The following is a 16,600-nucleotide window of genomic DNA, read 5'->3' as shown; positions in this document are numbered from 1 at the left end:
AACAGTACTCATATTTGCCCTTTTTTGACCACGACCCTCCAGAATAGTCGCTGAGAACGACACTAAATGACAAAATCCGGCACTTGGACGTTCTTGTATGACTAGCCATTGAAGGACACCCAACGACTACTCCAATTCGCGACACACTGTGTCGCGAATTAAGCTGGTCCCACTATCGAAGACCGGTGAGAGCTCCTGCCCAGAATCTCGATAGCTTAATAAAACGCTCCCCTACGGAAGTTCAACGAGCATCCAAATTCCAAGCTGAAAAGCAAAGGAGTATCGAAGCCGTCAATGCTCATTTCCTATCGAGCAGGCGGATCAAAACAAGCTAATTAGCCCGATAAACTGCTTGTATTTTTGTCTACAAAACTGTATACAAAAAAGGGAATCCGAGAACCAGCGCTCGACATTATGTCGATCGATAGGAGGCGCCATGGATGCTGAGCAGCTTGAAAAAATGATGGGATTTGCCCCTGGAGAGTTAGAGAAAGCCGCGGAAGCTTACGAAAAAGATGAATGGCCGAAAGGCCGCACCGTTAAGCTGGGAAGGCCGCCGATCTCTGATGAGCCGAGCGCTGTCTTGTCGGCACGTGTGGGCGAATCGGTTCTTGAGGCGTTTGACGAAAAAGCCAAACGCCATGGGCAAACGCGCACGGAACGGCTCAGGGAACTCATAACACTTGATGCAATGATTGCCTAGGCACCGCTCCCCCGCCGAACCCAAACATGTACGCCAGCATCCAAAGTCGACATTTTCGACATCTTTGGATGCTGGTGTACAGCTTTTTGCTACATAGTCGTTGGGGACGTTCTTAAATGACTAGTCGTTAAAGAACGTCCCCAATGGCTAACTAGCCGTGGAAGCGGGCTATGGGTGCAAGTGGCTGCTCGCGAAAGACGCGCTCGACGGCGGCGCGGTATTCGTCAACCTTTTTGGTCTTGCGCACGATCTTGTGGACGGTAGCGGGATCAGCGAAAGCGCACTTGGCGTAGAACCACCACTCCTTCATGCGGAAGACCGCATTGCCGCCAATCTCTTCTGCATATGCCGCAAACAGCGTGTCGTGGAAGCGCTGCAGCTCAGCAGCCGTTGCCGCTGGGCCGCCCTTGACCCTGCGAGCCAGCGCGGGGTTCGCGAGCAGGCCACGCCCCAACATCACATGGCGCGTGCCGGGATAAGCCTCCACCAGCGCGTCCATATCCTCAAGATCAAAAATGTCACCGTTATAGGCGACCGGAAACGGCGCGCGCTCCAGCGTTTCGCCATAGAACTCCTTGCGCGGCGTGCCCGTATAGCGGTCCTTTTGCACGCGCGGGTGCACGATCAGCTCTGCCAACGGTATGCGGCAATACAGATCGAGCACGCGCTCATACTCGTCATCGCTCTCCAGCCCCAGCCTGGTCTTGACCGATACCGGCAACGGCGAGCGTTCGCACACGTCGCTCAAGAACACCTCAAGTTCGTCGAGATTACGCAAGAAACCCGAGCCCTTGCCCTTGGCGACAACCGTCCCCGAGGGGCAACCCAAGTTGAGATTGACCTCGCGATAGCCCATGTCGGCGAGCACCTGTGCCGCCCACACAAACTCGTCCGCGTTCTTGGACATCAGCTGAGGCACTACGTTAAGCCCCTGGTTATTGGCAGGATCGATCTCCTTAAACGCCTTGCCGCCAAAGCGGTTGCCCACCCGCGGCGGCGGCAAAAACGGCGTGTAATAGCAATCGAGTGCGCCGAAGCACTCCGCATGCACGCGACGGAACACATGCCCGGTAATCCCCTCCATGGGGGCCAACGATAGAATCATCAACATCTACTCTCAGATCAATGCGGCAAAGGGACTGCCCCTTTGTCACATGCATTATGCCTTGTCCTTGAGGCGGCCCACAAGGCGGAGGCGGTTACTTGACGCCAACCAGCCAACCAGTCGTCGCTGTGCAACGAAGGTGAATGGCGCCCACGATCAAGCGAGCACCAACAGCACGCTGTTGACCGCCATGTATGAACAACAGACATCCTCCACTCATCTATACTCAAGAGCGTGTGCGCATCGCCCCCGAAAAACGATGAGAGTCGAGGCCCCATGCAGCAGCTCACCGAGCAAGAAAAGAAACGCATCCAGCGGTACTGCACATACCCCAAAATCGCAGCGACCGCACTCGTCATGTCGTTCGTAGCATGCCTATTGATGTTGCCGCTCCAAATGATCAACGATATCGCGTTCCATCAAAAGGAATTCCAACCCGCGGGCATATATACCGCCATCGCACTCACCGCAATCGAACTCGCCATCTTTTGCTATTGCGCTCTTGCGCCGCGCTTTGGAATGCAGGGCAAACAGTGGAAGGAGCTGCAGGGCAGGCTTGCGGTGGCCCAGACCAACAAAGACCGCTCCGCGGAGGTCGCCGGTGTGCTCGCCACGCAAGCTGCCGGCCACCTGCTCAAGAACAGTGATAACGATCTCGCGCGCAACCTGGGCGGCGCCGCGGAGGTCGCCGGCGCCGTAGGGGCAGTCGCCACGGCGGCAGACGTGCTGGCCGAAACCTCGAGCAATGCCGAGGCCATGGCGGCCGCATACGGCGTTGTGATTCCGAGCGCCAAGAAACAGATTATCGTGCTCATCGCAGTGCCCGCCATTGTGCTGCTTGGCGTCTACATCCCGCAGTTTGTCCAGGGAAATAACGAGCTTCAGGTAAGAAAGGCTGCAGCCGCCGAGCAGCTCGCCATCGCGCAAGATGCCTTGGAGCCCGTGTGCGAACGCGTCGCGGCAGACGACCCATACGAGTCGTATCACGACTACGGCTACCGCATAATCGGCTATCTACGCGACAATGACCTCGGCGCTCAAGCAGCCTATGTCTACCTTTCTTTTGATGCAGACGGCATGCTCACGGACGTCGATTACATCAGTCAGATCGACCCCGAGGCAAGCCTTGCAGACGACCTCGCCCGCGCCGAGCAGGATATCGCGACGCTCTGCGCCCCGCTCAACGGGTTGGACATTTCCGTTGCCACACCGGACCTCCTCACGCCATGCAGCCTGTCGGATGAATTTAAACAGGCATTTTTAGCCGGATCCCTATATGAAGAAATCAGCATCAAGACGGAGGACGAATCTATCAAGTCGTACTACACCTTTGACACCGAGCCCAAGGAAGAGTTCGACGAATACACCCACCCGGAAATTAGGCTCATGCTCTCTGCAAAGAAGAACTAAAGGCTTACGCCCTAATTGCCGCTCGCAAACATCGTCTATATCTCGAGGTCTAATACTTTTCCAAGAAGTGAACGACCGTTTTTGGACCCCCGAAGCATCGACATTTTCTGACGCCAAAACCGCAGGATTCAACAATCAAAACCGCAGGAAATTGCATCTCAAAAGTGTCGACGCTTCGGGGGTCCATTTTGACTCGTTCACTTCTCGAAAAAGTATTAGACCCCGATTCCGCAAGGCCCTCAATGTGACAAAGGGACCGTCCCTTGTCACATTATTCAGAGCGCAGGGCCTCCACGGGATCCTTCCTGGACGCGCTGCGAGCGGGCAGCAGGCCGGCAACGACCGTTAGCAACACAGAAATCGCAATGAGCACCAGCGCATCCTGCACGGGCAGGCTCATCAGATTGGGTACCTGTTTGGCAGTAAGCGCCCAGGCATTAACCGGAAAGCTCACAGCCACCACGACGACGATGGCGAAGACGCCGGCAATGAGGCCCTCGATAAAGGTCTCGGCATTGAATACGTTGGCCACGTTACGCTTCGACGCACCGATCGCACGCAGGATGCCAATCTCCTTTTTGCGTTCCAGCACGCTGATGTAGGTGATGATGCCGATCATGATGGAGCTCACCACCAGGCTGATACTCACGAATGCGATGAGCACCAAGCTGATGGTGTTCACGATGTCGGTCACCGAGCCCATGATGATACCCATGTAGTCGGTGTACGAGATCGCCTGCTCATCGTGGCCGACGGCTTTGACCTGCTTGTTGTACGCATCGATGTGATCGAGCACACGCTCCTTAGCCTCAAAGTCACGCGGGAAAATCTTGACCGAGATGGGGTCTGCCTCGTCTGCATAGCCCAGCGTGGTCAGGTTGTTGTCGTAGGTGAGTTTCGATGCCTTCGCATAGCTCATCATGAGCGAGCTCAGGTCCTCGGCGTCCATGTTGAAGTGAATGGCATGAGCAAAGGCACTCGCATCCACGCGCATGGCGCTCGCCAAGCTAGCAAAACTCGACGACATCCGCGTCGCCATCTGGCCCATGAGCCCTGCTGCGCCTGCCTTGAGCTGAGCTGACACCGTCGCCGCAATCTGATCGCTGATCGACTTCATCATCTGATCCATAGCCTGCTGCAGATACGGAGCCAGCTGCTTTTGCACATAGTCGGTCATCGCCCGCTGCAGGCGCTCGGCCAGGGCATCGCCACCGAGTGCCTTGAGCTGAGCCAGGTATTGCTGGGCTGCCGTATCACTCTCAAGATACGTCGAGAACGCGGCGGCAAGCTTTGACGCGTCCTTAAGATCATCGGGTGTCAGCGCCTTAAACTGATCAGACTGCAAAAAGCCCTCAAACAGCTGGTTGGCAAGCGTTCCCACCTGCTGCATTTGCTCGGGCGTGAGTTCCAGACCGTCAAAGACGCCCGAGAAATCTGGGGTTGGCGCTTTGGCCATGATGTCGCTGAAGTCGATGTCCCTACCAACGCCCGAAAGGTCAATATCCAGCCCGGACAAATCAAGACCCGACAGGTCCATACCGCCGGCAACACCCGAGAGCGCAGACGCATCGAACGAGAACGCGCTCTTGAGCGCCGCCTCGTCCACACTGAACATGCTGCCCAAATCCACGCCTTGCTTGGCCTCGCCCTGCAGTTCATCGAAAGACTTGCCCGTAAAGACATCCGTCTCGGGATGGGCGAGCTGCTCCTGCACAATCTGAGATTCGGCAGCGCGCTCCATAAGCTCACGAGTTAGCGCATGCGTATAGGCAATACCCGGGGACAGCGCACTGGCATTGGCAGTCTCGTTGGGACGCACCACGCCCACAATGCGCACGTCGATACCGTCGGCAACCTTGGCTGCCATAAAGTCGGTGTCGCCAGACATATCGGTCCACATACCGGTCTCTTCGTTTTTGCGATACGCATCGGCCGGCGACAACACCTTAAACGTCGTGGACAGCGCATCGTCGTAGGTAAAGTCGGCGGCGGTCTCGGGCGTTTCGACCTCGCCATCGGCCGTCATGGCGCTGTTGACCAGGTCGTTGAGCTCATTGATATCCAGCGCGCCGATGCTATAGAGCGTATAGTCGCCCACCGTGCCACGGCTCGAAAGCACCATCACGGCCTCGTTGGCAGACGTAGGCCAATGACCGGCGACGACGTCGTACTGGCTGTCGAGCAGGCTCTGGTCGTCAATCATCTCGTTGAAGACCGAGGTCCCCATGGACTCCATGCTCACCGTTGCCGCCGAGCTCGCGCCTCCGCTCATAGCCTCGGTCATCGCGTTGGGCACCAGGCGCACGGGCTTCTCGTCGCCCTTGCCCGCGCGATACACGACCGGCGTCACGCCGTAGCTGTACTGAATGGCGTTGACCTCTTTGTCGATGCCGTCGCCGCCATCGTCGAGCCACGCCTTAAAGCTCGTCATATCGTTGGACTTAACGCTCGCAAACATATCCTTTACGGCCGTGACCACGGGAATCTTATCGGACTTCTTAGCCGAACTGTCCGCACCGGCGGAGGCGCTGCTCGCTCCCCCGTCATCCTCCGCGGCCTCCTGCCCACCCATCATGGACGACAGGTCGTAATCCTGCTTGGAGATGGTGAGCGGATAGCTCGAGAGCGTATCCTCCTCGACCTTTTTGATGTAGTTGTTCACGCCGTTGGAGAGCGCCAGAATCGCCGCGATGCCGATAATACCGATCGAGCCCGCGAATGCCGTCATAGCCGTACGGCCCTTCTTGGTCATGAGGTTGCGTGCCGAAAGCCCCAGCGCCGTCACAAAGCTCATCGAGGTTTTGCGCGTGGGCTTGGCTTCGCGACGCGCAGCCCCAGCGGCGTCGAAGGGGTCGGAATCGTCGGTGATCTTTCCATCTGCGAGATTGACGATGCGCGTGGCGTACTGGTACGCCAGCTCGGGGTTGTGCGTGACCATGATGACCAGGCGGTCGCGCGCAACCTCCTTGAGCAAGTCCATGACCTGCACGGACGTCGTCGAGTCCAGGGCGCCGGTCGGCTCGTCTGCCAACACGATCTCGGGGTCGTTGATCAGGGCACGGGCAATGGCCACGCGCTGCATCTGTCCGCCCGAAAGCTGGCTCGGACGCTTGTTCACATGCTCGCCCAGACCAACTGCCTCAAGCGCCTCGCGCGCACGCTGGCGACGCTCGGCATGGCCAACGCCCGTGAGCGTGAGCGCCAGCTCCACGTTTTCCAAGATGGTCTGATGCGGAATAAGGTTATAGCTCTGGAACACAAAGCCGATGCGGTTGTTGCGGTAGGCGTCCCAATCGCGGTCGCGGAAGTCCTTGGTCGAAATACCGTCGATGAGCAGATCGCCCGAGTCAAAATGATCGAGTCCGCCAATGACGTTGAGCATCGTAGTTTTGCCCGAGCCCGAAGGGCCCAGAATGGCCACGAACTCGTTGTCGCGAAACGCCAAGCTCACGTTATCGAGCGCCACCTGCGTAAACGACTGCGTGACGTACCTTTTGCAAATATCCTTGAGCTCCAGCATGGACGGCAACCTCTCCCGCGCGGGCGCCCTCGCCCGCTCTCCCCCGCCGTTCGTATTCGACGCGTTTGTCCTACTCTATCCCCATTTTTTGCCGGCGCCAGTGAGGAATGTAGGGAACCGCATCAAAAAACGAACGGGACGGCGCCTAAAATAAGAGGTCCCGAGCGGGACCTCTATATGGTGAAGCTTGTCTTGAAAGGCAGCGGACCACTCCGCACAGCGACACACGATCCTCGCGATGCTTTACGCGTTTTTTACTGCTCGCTATTCGCAATCGCCTGGTCGATAAGCTTGTCGAGCGCTGCGCGCTGCTCGGCGGAGCTAATGGCTCCCACGATTGGATCCCCTACGATGTTGCCATTCTGATCGATGACATACGTTGTCGGGAACGAGAACAAATTTGACGTAAACTTACCGGCCTCGCTATCCGACTTGAACCAGATGTTCTTATATGTCACGCCCTTCTTGCTCAGCACGTCCTTGGCATCTGCAATCTCGCCCTTGTTGCCATCGAGCGTAAAGGAATTGACGCCCACGACCTGGCCGCCCTTCTTGGCAAGCTCCTTATTCAGTTTCTCAAGATCGCCCAGCTCGCCCACGCACGGCTTGCAAGTGGTGAACCAGAAGTTCATGACGGTGACCTTGTTCTTGGAGAACAGCTCGTCGCTGCTCACGTCGTTGCCATCCAGGTCCTTGCCCGTAAAGCTGGGGAACTTCGTCGCCTCGCTCGAAGCATTGGCACCAGCCGTCATGCCAGCGGTCGAAGCGTCGACGCTCTCGCCTGCGCTCGGCGTGCTTCCACAGCCGGGGAACTCCTTCTCCAAGCTCTCGAGCTTGTCCTCGATCTCCTTGATCTGCTGTGCACCGGCCTTGAGCGTCTTAAGCTCATCCGCCGTGAACTCATCCTTGGCGCCGTCGATGGTCTTGAGCAGGAAATCGCCGTAATTGCTGCCGTCCTCAATCATTGCCGAGTCTTTATTTGCCGCATTGAATACCTTTTCCCACAGCGCGTTACCACTCGAAAAGATATCGTTCTCCTTTTGCATGAGTTTTGCATACAACTCGGCGGCCTCGTCGGCATTGGTCGGCTTCTGCGCAGTGAGTTCTGCGATCTTAGGATCGGGGCCCGCAGATTCGCTCGCATTGCCACCAGGCGCCGAACACGCCACAAGACACAAGGCCAGCACCGGCACCATAAACAGGGCCGCAATCTTAGAAAGCTTCATAGTCATTCCTCCGTTATTGTCGAAGCTTGTTTACTTTTTATCGGCGGTCAAGGGGAGCTTTTCCGCCGACACATCCAGGCCATAGCGATAGCTGATGGCATCGACGGGACAGGCCCCGATGCACTTTCCGCACCGGATACATTCGGCATGATTGGGCGCCCGGACCACATCAACGTCCATCTGACAAACCCTTGAACACTTGCCGCACGAGACGCATTTGCACGCGTCGACCTGAATCCCCAACAAGGACACCTTATTCATGAGCGCATAGAATGCGCCGAGCGGGCAAATCCATTTGCAGAAGGGGCGATAGAACAAAACGCTCAGCACTACCACGGCAATGAGAACGGCAAGTTTCCAAGTAAAGAGCTGTCCCAACGCAGATCGAATGCCGGCATTGGCAATGGCCAGCGGAATGGCGCCCTCGAGCACACCCTGCGGACAGATGTACTTACAAAAGAACGGGTCGCCCATGCCCACGTCGTTAACCACCAAGACGGGTAGCAGCACCACGGCAAACAGCAACACGACGTACTTGATGTACGTGAGCGGCTTGAGCTTTTTCGTGGAGAACTTTTTGCCGGGAATCTTGTGAAGCAGCTCCTGCAGCCAGCCAAACGGGCACAGAAAGCCGCATACAAAGCGTCCCAGCAGCACGCCGAGCAAAATGAGCGTACCGGTAACATAGTAAGAAAAGTTGAACTTGGATGAACCTACTACCGACTGGAACGATCCGATGGGGCACGCACCCGATGCCGCGGGGCACGAATAGCAGTTAAGTCCAGGCACGCAGACGGTTTTTCCCGCGCCCTGATAGATGCCGCCTTTGGCAAAGTTCGGCAGGTGAATGTTGGTGACGAGCGTCGCCGCCGCCTGAATGAATCCGCGAAATCGAGCCAAAACATGCGACGCAGTGTTTTCTCTTTTATCCAATTCCGATACACTCCAAGCACAGCCTAATCGCTTTGGCCAGCACGGCATCTGCCTCGCCACGCATAACGCCAAAGCACACCATGGCAATTCCGACGATCAACAAAGCGACCTGTACCACGGGTTTTACCGCTTTGAACAACCTGACCACTCCTTTCGTTACGCGACCATTGGACCATATCGGCTATAAAATCCGTGTTAAGCGCGATTTGAAATGTGCAAGGAGACTGTTATGCGTATTTTGATCGTCGAAGACGAGCGAGCACTGTGCGATGCAATCGCGCGCAGCTTGCGAAACTTGGCGTACAGCGTCGACTGCTGTCACGACGGACAGGAGGCGCTCGACCTACTGGACGTTGAGGCCTTCGACCTCGTGGTACTCGACCTCAACCTTCCCCGTATCGACGGCATGACTGTGCTCAGGGAACTTAGGAAAACCGACTGCGAGACCAAGGTACTGATTCTGTCCGCACGTGGCGGAGTATCCGATAAAGTCGCCGGACTCGATGCCGGCGCCAACGATTACCTCACCAAGCCGTTTCATCTGGACGAGCTTGCGGCAAGGATTCGCAGCCTTACCCTCAGACGCTTTACACAAAGCGACATAGTTTTAACCTGCGGAAAGCTCCGCTTTGACACCAAGGCGCGCATCGCTTCCGTGGACAGCGAGGCTTTATCTCTTACGCGCAAGGAAACGGGAATCTTGGAATACCTGATGCTTAATCAGGGGCGACCGGTAAGCCAAGAGGAGCTTATAGAGCACGTTTGGGATAGCAGCGTGAACAGCTTTAGCAACGCAACCCGCGTTCACATCTCGTCGCTCCGAAAAAAGTTGCGCAGCGCTTTGGGATACGACCCGATTCGCAATCGGATTGGAGAGGGTTACGTTATGGAGGATAGCGAATGAAAAGGCTTTCTCTGCAATGGCGCATAACGATCATGACGGCACTGCTGACGTGCGCGGTGTGCGTGCTGACGAACTGCCTGGTCGGCTATACGGGCATGCGCTACATGGATGCCATCGGCAGCAACATCTCGGCCTTTAACGCTGCCGGCGCGAATTCGCCTCAGGCGTTCGACCCAACGAAAACGGCCCTCAATGACGAGGTCACGATCGTCGTAAACGACGCACAGGAATCTTTTGGCGCGACAGCCTGGTACATCACGGCTGGAGTCACACTCCTTGGCGGCGTGCTGGCATACTTTGTGAGCGGCCACGCGCTCAAGCCGCTACGGGATTTTGCCGCCCAGGTGGAGCGCGTGCAGCCTGACAACCTAAGCGAAATCAGACTCAGTGAAGATGTACCCACCGAGCTACAACGATGCAGCGCCTCTTTCAACGACATGATCGCCCGTCTTGGCGAAGGGTTCTCTGCACAGCGTCAGTTTACCGGCAACGCCGCACACGAGCTGCGCACCCCGCTCGCCCTTATGCAAGCACAGATTGAACTATTCATCTCCGAGCACCCCGGTTTGCAACCCGAAACGGCCGAGCTGCTCGGCCTGCTACAAGAACAAACCGAGCGCATGTCTCGAATGGCCAAGGTATTGCTCGAGATGAGTGAGCTCCGCAGCGTTCCTTGCGAGGACGATGTGGAACTTGGTCCCTTGTCCGAAGAGGTCCTCACCGACCTTGCGCCACTTGCCGAAAATAAGGGCATAGCCCTCAATTGTGCTGGAGACGCTTTAGTAATCGGGAGCGACACGCTCCTCTATCGGCTGGTGTTTAACCTGGTCGAAAATGCCATCCATTACAGCCGCCCCGGCTCGACTGTCAACGTCTCCATCAGCGACAGCGACAACCACGTGCTCCTGCGAGTCAAAGATGAGGGCCCGGGAATACCCAAGCAGTACCGAGAGAGCATCTTCCAGCCGTTCTTTCGTCTAGACAAATCCCGCAGCAGGGCATACGGCGGCGCAGGGCTCGGGCTAGCGCTTGTTTGGGAGATTGCAGCACTTCACGGTGGCACGGTAGAGGTCGAAGCAAGTTCCGAGAACGGGACCACCATGCTCGTAAGCCTTCCAAAACGATCCGCAGCGTTAACCGAACAGTAAAACGAAAGGGGTCCCGAGCAACAGGAGTACAATTGCTGCTATTGTTGCCAGCTGTTGGGAGATGGAAGATGGACTGCGATGGCTACCCATGCGTTCCCATGCCGTTGATGTGCACCGCTTTTGTGCCGGGGCAGATTGACGCTGCGGTTGCAGGCATTTCCGACCCCAATTCGCGCGCCATCGCCACGGCAGAAGCGCTGTACTTTCGCGGGCAGGCCACCCTCGCTGCTGAGACGGCACGCCCCTATCTTGACGCCACCGATCCCGCACTGCGCTATTCCGCATGCTTTATCTGCGGATACGCCAGTCTGTCGCTCAACCGTATCGCCGACGCCCGCCGGTGCCTTGCTGGCATCCTCGATACGCCGGCCGACGAGGAATCATCCGCTATCCACGCCACGCATATCCTGTTCGCCTCCGCCGCGAGCGTCCTGCTGCACTTGCCTTCCCCGTATTCCGCCGAAGAGTTTTATCCTCTTGCGGCGCATCTGCCCGAAGGCCTGCGCCTGTTCGCCAGCTACGTGATGGCGCACGCCTTGTATCTGCGCGGCGAATACGGCCGCAGCCTAGGCATGGCGGAAAATGCCCTGATCATGAAACAGGGAAGCTATCCCATCTCGGAGCTATTCCTGCACTTGTCGGCTTCTATGGCATGCATGAGCCTCAAGGACATCGACGCCGCAAAATCGCACTTCGGAGCTGCTTGGAACATTGCGCGCCCCGACGGCCTTATCGAGCTCATTGGCGAGCACCACGGCCTTTTGCAGGGTCTTATCGAGGCATGCCTAAAATCGCAATACCCTGACGATTTCGCACGCATCATCGAGATTACGTATCGATTCAGCTACGGCTGGCGGCGCATCCACAACCCCGATTCGGGCGAGGACGTGGCCGACGATCTAACGACCACGGAATTCACCATGGCCATGCTCGCCTGTCGTGGGTGGACCAACGCCGAAATCGCACGCCATATGGGAGTATCGCCGGGCACCGTCAAAAACCGCCTATCAGGAGTGTATGCCAAGCTTGGTATCGGAACTCGCGCCGAGCTGGTTGCCCACATGTTGCGCTAGCGGCAGACTGCCCGTCGTATCGAAAGCGCTCCGGGGTCATGCGCTTTCGCACGCTCAAATTGGACATTTTGGCCATCGAACGGCACTACCGCCACGGGGCACCTTCTCGCAAAATTGGATTATTTCCACCGATACCTGCGGGATGGGAGCCAAAGATGCTTGATCGCCGTTCGCTACTTGTTGCCGGAGCGTCCTCGCTGGCGAGCATTATGTTGCCGCGCGTGCCGGGAAGCGCAAACGCCTTCATATTGCCGATCGCGCCCACCGAAGCCCATGCCGACGAAAAAGACCCCTTCAGGGTGCTCGTTCTCTCGCGCACCATGTTTGGTGTGGTCGTGGTCGACGTCGCCAACAAGAATACGCCCATCACAGGTGCCCAGGTCACGCTCACATCGCGCTATGCCGCAGGCAAGCAGCTCACCGCCACTACCGATGAAGAAGGCACAGCCATCTTTGAAATCGCCCCTCTTTCGGAAGGCTACGCGGACGAGGCAACGCTTCTCGACGCGTACGACTTTAACGGCGGCATCTCCATTAGCATGGCGGGCTACCGTGATGTCGAGATTCCCCTTGCGCGTATCCAGGGCGGCACCGCCATAACCGCGCCCACGCGTCCGCGCTCCGATAGCGAGCCGTACTTCCGCCAGCTCACATTCGACGAATGGGACATCCAGTACGCTGAAGCCACGTTCATGGCATTGCCAGCGGACGAAGCAGCAAACGATCAGCCCGACACGCACGCTTTTACCGTGCAGGCCCATCTGCCGCAGGGCGGGCAGGCAACGTTGCATATCAATAAAGTGATGCCCGCTGCGGGCAGCTCATCCGAAACCGTCACGCAGATTGGCCAAGTCAAGGCCAGCGCATCGGGCGCGGATAATCTGGCGACGTTCACGCTCGAAGACAAGTTCCTCGACGTGGCATCGAGCCTTCTGGAAGAAGGATGCAAGCTGCGCTTTGTCCTCGACTACCAGGGCAAGACCTACACGCTCTCCTCCCCCATGGCCGTTGTCACTGCGCCGGCGGCAAAGGCAGAATCGGGCTCGACCACTATCGTCCCCACCACCATGGACCAAGAGATCACTCCGTTTGATTTCCCCGCGGCGTTTCCCGGCATCGGCGGCAATAAGTTCACGTGCTGGATGCCCACATTTCCGATCCTCTTCGATTTCTCGTTTGCTGGATACGTGCTGTTTGGCGGAGGATACAAACCAGCCAGCTATATGAACGATTCGGGCAATCCGGATCCGGAGTACTGGAAGAAGTCACCGCGTGAGTCGGGCGCCAAGCAGGCAAACCGCTACCTCGACGAGATGGAGGGGAAGTGGAATCAGTACAAAAGCATGAGTGCCGGTTCGGGCACCGATCCAAGAAACACCAAGCTCCTTCGCCACCATTGCACGCCGCTGTTCACGATGGATATCGCCACACAGCTGTACGGCTCGCTCGCCTACGATTGGGTGGGCAAAACCTGGGGCAACAACAACGACCCCGCATACGGCAATATTAAGGCCCTCTTTCAGGTAAGAACCGATCTCAATTGGACCGAGCAGTTTACCCTAGGACCGGTGCCGTTTTTCCTGAACGTCAACCCCTGGGTGCTGGCAAAACTGGCACTCGCCGTGGGTGCCCACACGCACGGCAGCGGCGCGGCGTTTTTTAAAAACATTTCGCTCGACTATTCCAACACGTCGGGCTCATTCACTATCCAGATCGGGCTTGCCGTCACCTTTGGAGCCGGCGTTGCAGGCGTCGCTTCGTCTGCCGTGCGCGGCGCCGCATCCCTCACGCTGTTCATTGGGTACGAGAAGGCAGATGGACACCAGCTTCCGCGACTGCGCGTAGGTGCAGACGTCGATGTCGATGTGATACTCCAGTTCGTAATGTTCAAGTGGACCACCAAGGCTTGGTCGGGGTCGTGGCCCACACTCCTCGATTCATGGAATATGTCGGTGAACAATGGCAACCAGTATGTGCTCCAGCGCTCTGAGCTCGCATTGGGTGGAGATATGCCTTACACGTTGGATGCCCGCTTCGGCACGCCCAGCAACATCGAGGCGGGCGGCGTGCCGCAATTCATCGCATCGGCCACCATCGTCACCAACGCTGAGCTGCTCGCACGCGCCGAGGTTAAGGCCACTGCCGTAAACGTCGCGCCTATCGTGCGCGATTGGGACCGGTCGGTCACGCGCATTGAGCTCGAGGCGGATGCAGAAAGCGACGACACGGGACAGATCGAGCATTTCGTCCACGCACTGATAGAGAACGACGAAAACGCCGCGCCGATGTATGAGTACACCTATATCGGGCAGGCGGCGAACGCCGTTGCGGACCCCAACGCCAATTCTGCTGGTGTATCGGAGGACGAGCGTGGCGGCATCAAGCCCTCGAGCGACAACGTGCTGTTTTCCGGCGTGCTCAGCGAAGCCCACATGAGGCTAACGATGATTGCCGGCATGGAGTGTCTATTCCGTATCGCCTCGGTGCGCTACGGCGAGAATGGCCGCTCGCGCCTGGTGGTACATACAAAGACGAACGGCACGTGGTCCGCTCCCACGCCCGTAGACTTTCCCCTTGGGTTTGGCGAGGGCGACGTGGAGCGCGACGGCATATACGATTACGACTTCGACGTGGTGGAATATACGGACGGAAGAGGAAACCAGGACGCCTACGTGCTGCTGGTCTCGGGCGAGCGCCCCGACGGCGACAACACCCTTTTCGATACGGCAAGCACAGCCGGCATACTGTCCGTTGTGCGCCTGCGCATAAGCAACGACGGAGTTCGCGTGATGTCGCACACGTCGTGGCGCAGCATCTCGCGCGGCCGCCTTCAGGAGGATGGCTACCATTGCCTGCAGTGCCCACGCATCACGTGGGCAAGACACTTGTCGACGGACGTCTGTCGGGCGCCTACCTCCGCCGCCACGGAACCACCGCAGAAAAGGCGCTCGGCAGCGAGGCCGAGGTTGCGCTGGAATGCTTTGCCCTGTGGTCGGATGATTTGGGCGACAGTCTCACGTTCCGTCAGGTCCTCCGCTTTCCGCAGGCACCGTCGAGCATCGAGCTAGGCGCGCCCGAGAATATCAACGGCAAAATGGTGGTACCCGTTGCATACGAGACTGCAGGCGGTTGTGGCTGCGCATCGTACGCCGTGATCGGCCAGTCCATTGCGGGCTGGGGCGTTATGTCGCCAGATGCCACAGTACCCCACGCGGTGCCGTGGCCACAACATTCGGGCTTTTTGGCAACCGTCAACGAGCAACTGCAGCATATTACTTGGACGCGAGGCGCATCGGCATTTGCAACGCAGCCCGTGGGTGCCGCAGGCTGTGGCCCGGCATCGTTTAGCGTAAGCAACAACGGCAGGTGCGTGCTCTATGTAGAGAACACCGATGGCAAGGTGGGACAAACCTACGACGAAGAAGGCAACCCGGTAGCAGTGATGGGCAAGCACTTCCGCATCTTCGCCAGTACCTTGGCGGGCGATCTGTTCACGGAGCCGTTTGTGATGTGCGAGCTGGACCATCCCGTCGATCAGATAACGACATTTTTGACGTCGGGAGGCATGCTCTCCGCGCTCGCCACGCACATTGTGAGCGCGGAGCAGAGCAAGGCGGAGCTGCACGGCATCGAAGTGCCCTTGGTGGCATGTGCCACTCCGACGGGCGCGGTCGCCACCTCGGGCGCGGTGGTGCCCGGAGCAGCAGGCGAATCCTTCATGGTCACGGTGCGAAACGACGGCAACACCTTGCTGACCGCCGGCACGATCGATCTGTACCGAGAGGGCTCCAGTCAGCCGTTCTCCAGCGCATCCATCGGGTTCGGAGTGAACGCACGCATGGCATCGATCTACGATCCAGAGCTTGCCGAGGACGCTTCGGCCAACGACATGACACACGTGAAGTACACGCTCGAGACGCTGGGCGCACATTTTGCAACGCACCCGCTGGTAGCCGACAGTGGCAACGCCGTGCTGGCACCGGGTTGCACGGCACAGTTCCGCATGAGCTTCGCCATCCCCGAGAGTTGGAGCGACGAGGTGGGCAAACGCGTAACGCTATATGCGAAGGCGCGTAAGCTGGTGGCGCTCGATCCCGTAACGCTCGAAGAAATTCGACCGGGCGCGAACTCGGCGCTGGGTGCTGTACTGCACGAGCTCCACGTGCCCGACGCGGCATGCGAACGCTCAGAAGTTCAGGTCGGCGTATGCGACAGCGCGGACGCCACAGGGCTTCACGACGCCCCGATGACGGCGGACGGCGATGGTGGCTCAAGTGGCGGCGGTACTAACGAGGGCGGCGGCTCCGGCGGAAGCAGCTCCGGCAGTGGCAAGGACCACGGCAATAACAAGCGCTCCGGAAAAGCGGGCGCGCTTGCGGGCACGGGCGATGTCAACGTCCCCCTGACGGCAGCCGCTGCAGCACTCGCCGCGGCAGGCGCCGGTCTTATCGCCTACAGCGCCCGCCGCACGGCACTCGAAAAAGACACCGCCGATGAGGTCAATTCGGATGAGCCTTGCTAGCTCCTAGTTGCTTTTACGAGAGACGCCGACTCGGCTCATCGAACATCAAATGGGCT

General features: G+C 58.1%; 12 protein-coding genes. 7 read left to right on the top strand and 5 right to left on the bottom strand.

Going from position 1 to position 16,600, the window contains the following annotated elements:
• The first annotated feature begins 436 nt into the window (after positions 1–436).
• Complete coding sequence (locus AAA138_RS01440; protein ID WP_349073763.1) at positions 437–703, top strand: ribbon-helix-helix protein, CopG family; 267 nt, start codon at positions 437–439, stop codon at positions 701–703.
• Between the two features lie 151 nt (positions 704–854).
• On the opposite strand, the gene AAA138_RS01435 is transcribed toward AAA138_RS01440, so the two are convergent.
• The gene (locus AAA138_RS01435) at positions 855–1,808 is read right to left on the bottom strand and encodes a tRNA-dihydrouridine synthase family protein (RefSeq protein ID WP_349089281.1); all 954 of its coding nucleotides are present in this window, start codon (positions 1,806–1,808) and stop codon (positions 855–857) included.
• Positions 1,809–2,204: 396 nt separating this feature from the next.
• Here AAA138_RS01435 and AAA138_RS01430 point away from each other — a divergent pair, with 396 nt between their 5' ends.
• Positions 2,205–3,218 carry a hypothetical protein gene (locus tag AAA138_RS01430; RefSeq protein ID WP_349089280.1) on the top strand — a complete coding sequence of 338 codons (1,014 nt, stop codon included), beginning with the start codon at positions 2,205–2,207 and terminating at the stop codon, positions 3,216–3,218.
• A 271-nt stretch (positions 3,219–3,489) separates the two neighbouring features.
• Here the strand turns inward: AAA138_RS01430 and AAA138_RS01425 are convergent, their stop codons facing one another.
• The 4 genes from AAA138_RS01425 to AAA138_RS01410 all read right to left on the bottom strand — a co-directional run bounded on the left by AAA138_RS01425 (position 3,490) and on the right by AAA138_RS01410 (position 9,036).
• The gene (locus AAA138_RS01425; protein ID WP_349089279.1) at positions 3,490–6,738 is read right to left on the bottom strand and encodes an ABC transporter ATP-binding protein/permease; all 3,249 of its coding nucleotides are present in this window, start codon (positions 6,736–6,738) and stop codon (positions 3,490–3,492) included.
• A gap of 254 nt (positions 6,739–6,992) precedes the next feature.
• A complete protein-coding gene (locus AAA138_RS01420; RefSeq protein WP_349089278.1) occupies positions 6,993–7,964 on the bottom strand; it encodes a TlpA disulfide reductase family protein in 972 nt (323 codons plus the stop codon).
• 30 nt (positions 7,965–7,994) lie between these two features.
• A complete protein-coding gene (locus AAA138_RS01415; RefSeq protein WP_349089277.1) occupies positions 7,995–8,897 on the bottom strand; it encodes a 4Fe-4S binding protein in 903 nt (300 codons plus the stop codon).
• Entirely contained in the window at positions 8,890–9,036 is a 147-nt protein-coding gene (locus AAA138_RS01410; RefSeq protein WP_040219972.1) for a CD1871A family CXXC motif-containing protein, read from the bottom strand. Before AAA138_RS01410 ends, AAA138_RS01415 begins: the two co-directional genes overlap by 8 nt.
• A gap of 90 nt (positions 9,037–9,126) precedes the next feature.
• Here AAA138_RS01410 and AAA138_RS01405 point away from each other — a divergent pair, with 90 nt between their 5' ends.
• From AAA138_RS01405 to AAA138_RS01385, 5 genes are all read left to right on the top strand, one after another.
• On the top strand, positions 9,127–9,801 hold the full coding sequence (locus tag AAA138_RS01405) for a response regulator transcription factor (RefSeq protein WP_349089276.1): 675 nt from the start codon (positions 9,127–9,129) through the stop codon (positions 9,799–9,801).
• Positions 9,798–10,949 (top strand): ATP-binding protein, encoded by a 1,152-nt coding sequence (locus AAA138_RS01400; RefSeq protein ID WP_349089275.1) that lies wholly within the window; start codon positions 9,798–9,800, stop codon positions 10,947–10,949. The genes AAA138_RS01405 and AAA138_RS01400 overlap by 4 nt, the downstream gene beginning before the upstream one ends.
• A gap of 68 nt (positions 10,950–11,017) precedes the next feature.
• Complete coding sequence (locus AAA138_RS01395; protein ID WP_349089274.1) at positions 11,018–12,022, top strand: LuxR C-terminal-related transcriptional regulator; 1,005 nt, start codon at positions 11,018–11,020, stop codon at positions 12,020–12,022.
• A gap of 155 nt (positions 12,023–12,177) precedes the next feature.
• Positions 12,178–15,090, top strand: a complete 2,913-nt coding sequence (locus tag AAA138_RS01390) for a hypothetical protein (protein ID WP_349089273.1) — start codon at positions 12,178–12,180, stop codon at positions 15,088–15,090.
• Positions 15,024–16,544 carry a hypothetical protein gene (locus tag AAA138_RS01385; RefSeq protein WP_349089272.1) on the top strand — a complete coding sequence of 507 codons (1,521 nt, stop codon included), beginning with the start codon at positions 15,024–15,026 and terminating at the stop codon, positions 16,542–16,544. Before AAA138_RS01390 ends, AAA138_RS01385 begins: the two co-directional genes overlap by 67 nt.
• Positions 16,545–16,600: the final 56 nt, after the last annotated feature.

The sequence above is a fragment of the Collinsella sp. CLA-JM-H32B genome (assembly GCF_040098065.1).
Lineage (GTDB): Bacteria > Actinomycetota > Coriobacteriia > Coriobacteriales > Coriobacteriaceae > Collinsella.
Note: the sequence above shows the minus strand (reverse complement) of the source record. Positions and strands in the feature narration are given on the sequence as shown.

What these genes read in the sequence shown, in the direction of transcription:
- AAA138_RS01440 (WP_349073763.1), top strand. Translation starts at nt 437, where the DNA reads ATGGATGCTGAGCAGCTTGAAAAAATGATGGGATTTGCCCCTGGAGAG.
- AAA138_RS01435 (WP_349089281.1), bottom strand. Translation starts at nt 1,808, where the DNA reads ATGATTCTATCGTTGGCCCCCATGGAGGGGATTACCGGGCATGTGTTC.
- AAA138_RS01430 (WP_349089280.1), top strand. Translation starts at nt 2,205, where the DNA reads ATGATCAACGATATCGCGTTCCATCAAAAGGAATTCCAACCCGCGGGC.
- AAA138_RS01425 (WP_349089279.1), bottom strand. Translation starts at nt 6,738, where the DNA reads ATGCTGGAGCTCAAGGATATTTGCAAAAGGTACGTCACGCAGTCGTTT.
- AAA138_RS01420 (WP_349089278.1), bottom strand. Translation starts at nt 7,964, where the DNA reads ATGAAGCTTTCTAAGATTGCGGCCCTGTTTATGGTGCCGGTGCTGGCC.
- AAA138_RS01405 (WP_349089276.1), top strand. Translation starts at nt 9,127, where the DNA reads ATGCGTATTTTGATCGTCGAAGACGAGCGAGCACTGTGCGATGCAATC.
- AAA138_RS01400 (WP_349089275.1), top strand. Translation starts at nt 9,798, where the DNA reads ATGAAAAGGCTTTCTCTGCAATGGCGCATAACGATCATGACGGCACTG.
- AAA138_RS01395 (WP_349089274.1), top strand. Translation starts at nt 11,018, where the DNA reads ATGGACTGCGATGGCTACCCATGCGTTCCCATGCCGTTGATGTGCACC.
- AAA138_RS01390 (WP_349089273.1), top strand. Translation starts at nt 12,178, where the DNA reads ATGCTTGATCGCCGTTCGCTACTTGTTGCCGGAGCGTCCTCGCTGGCG.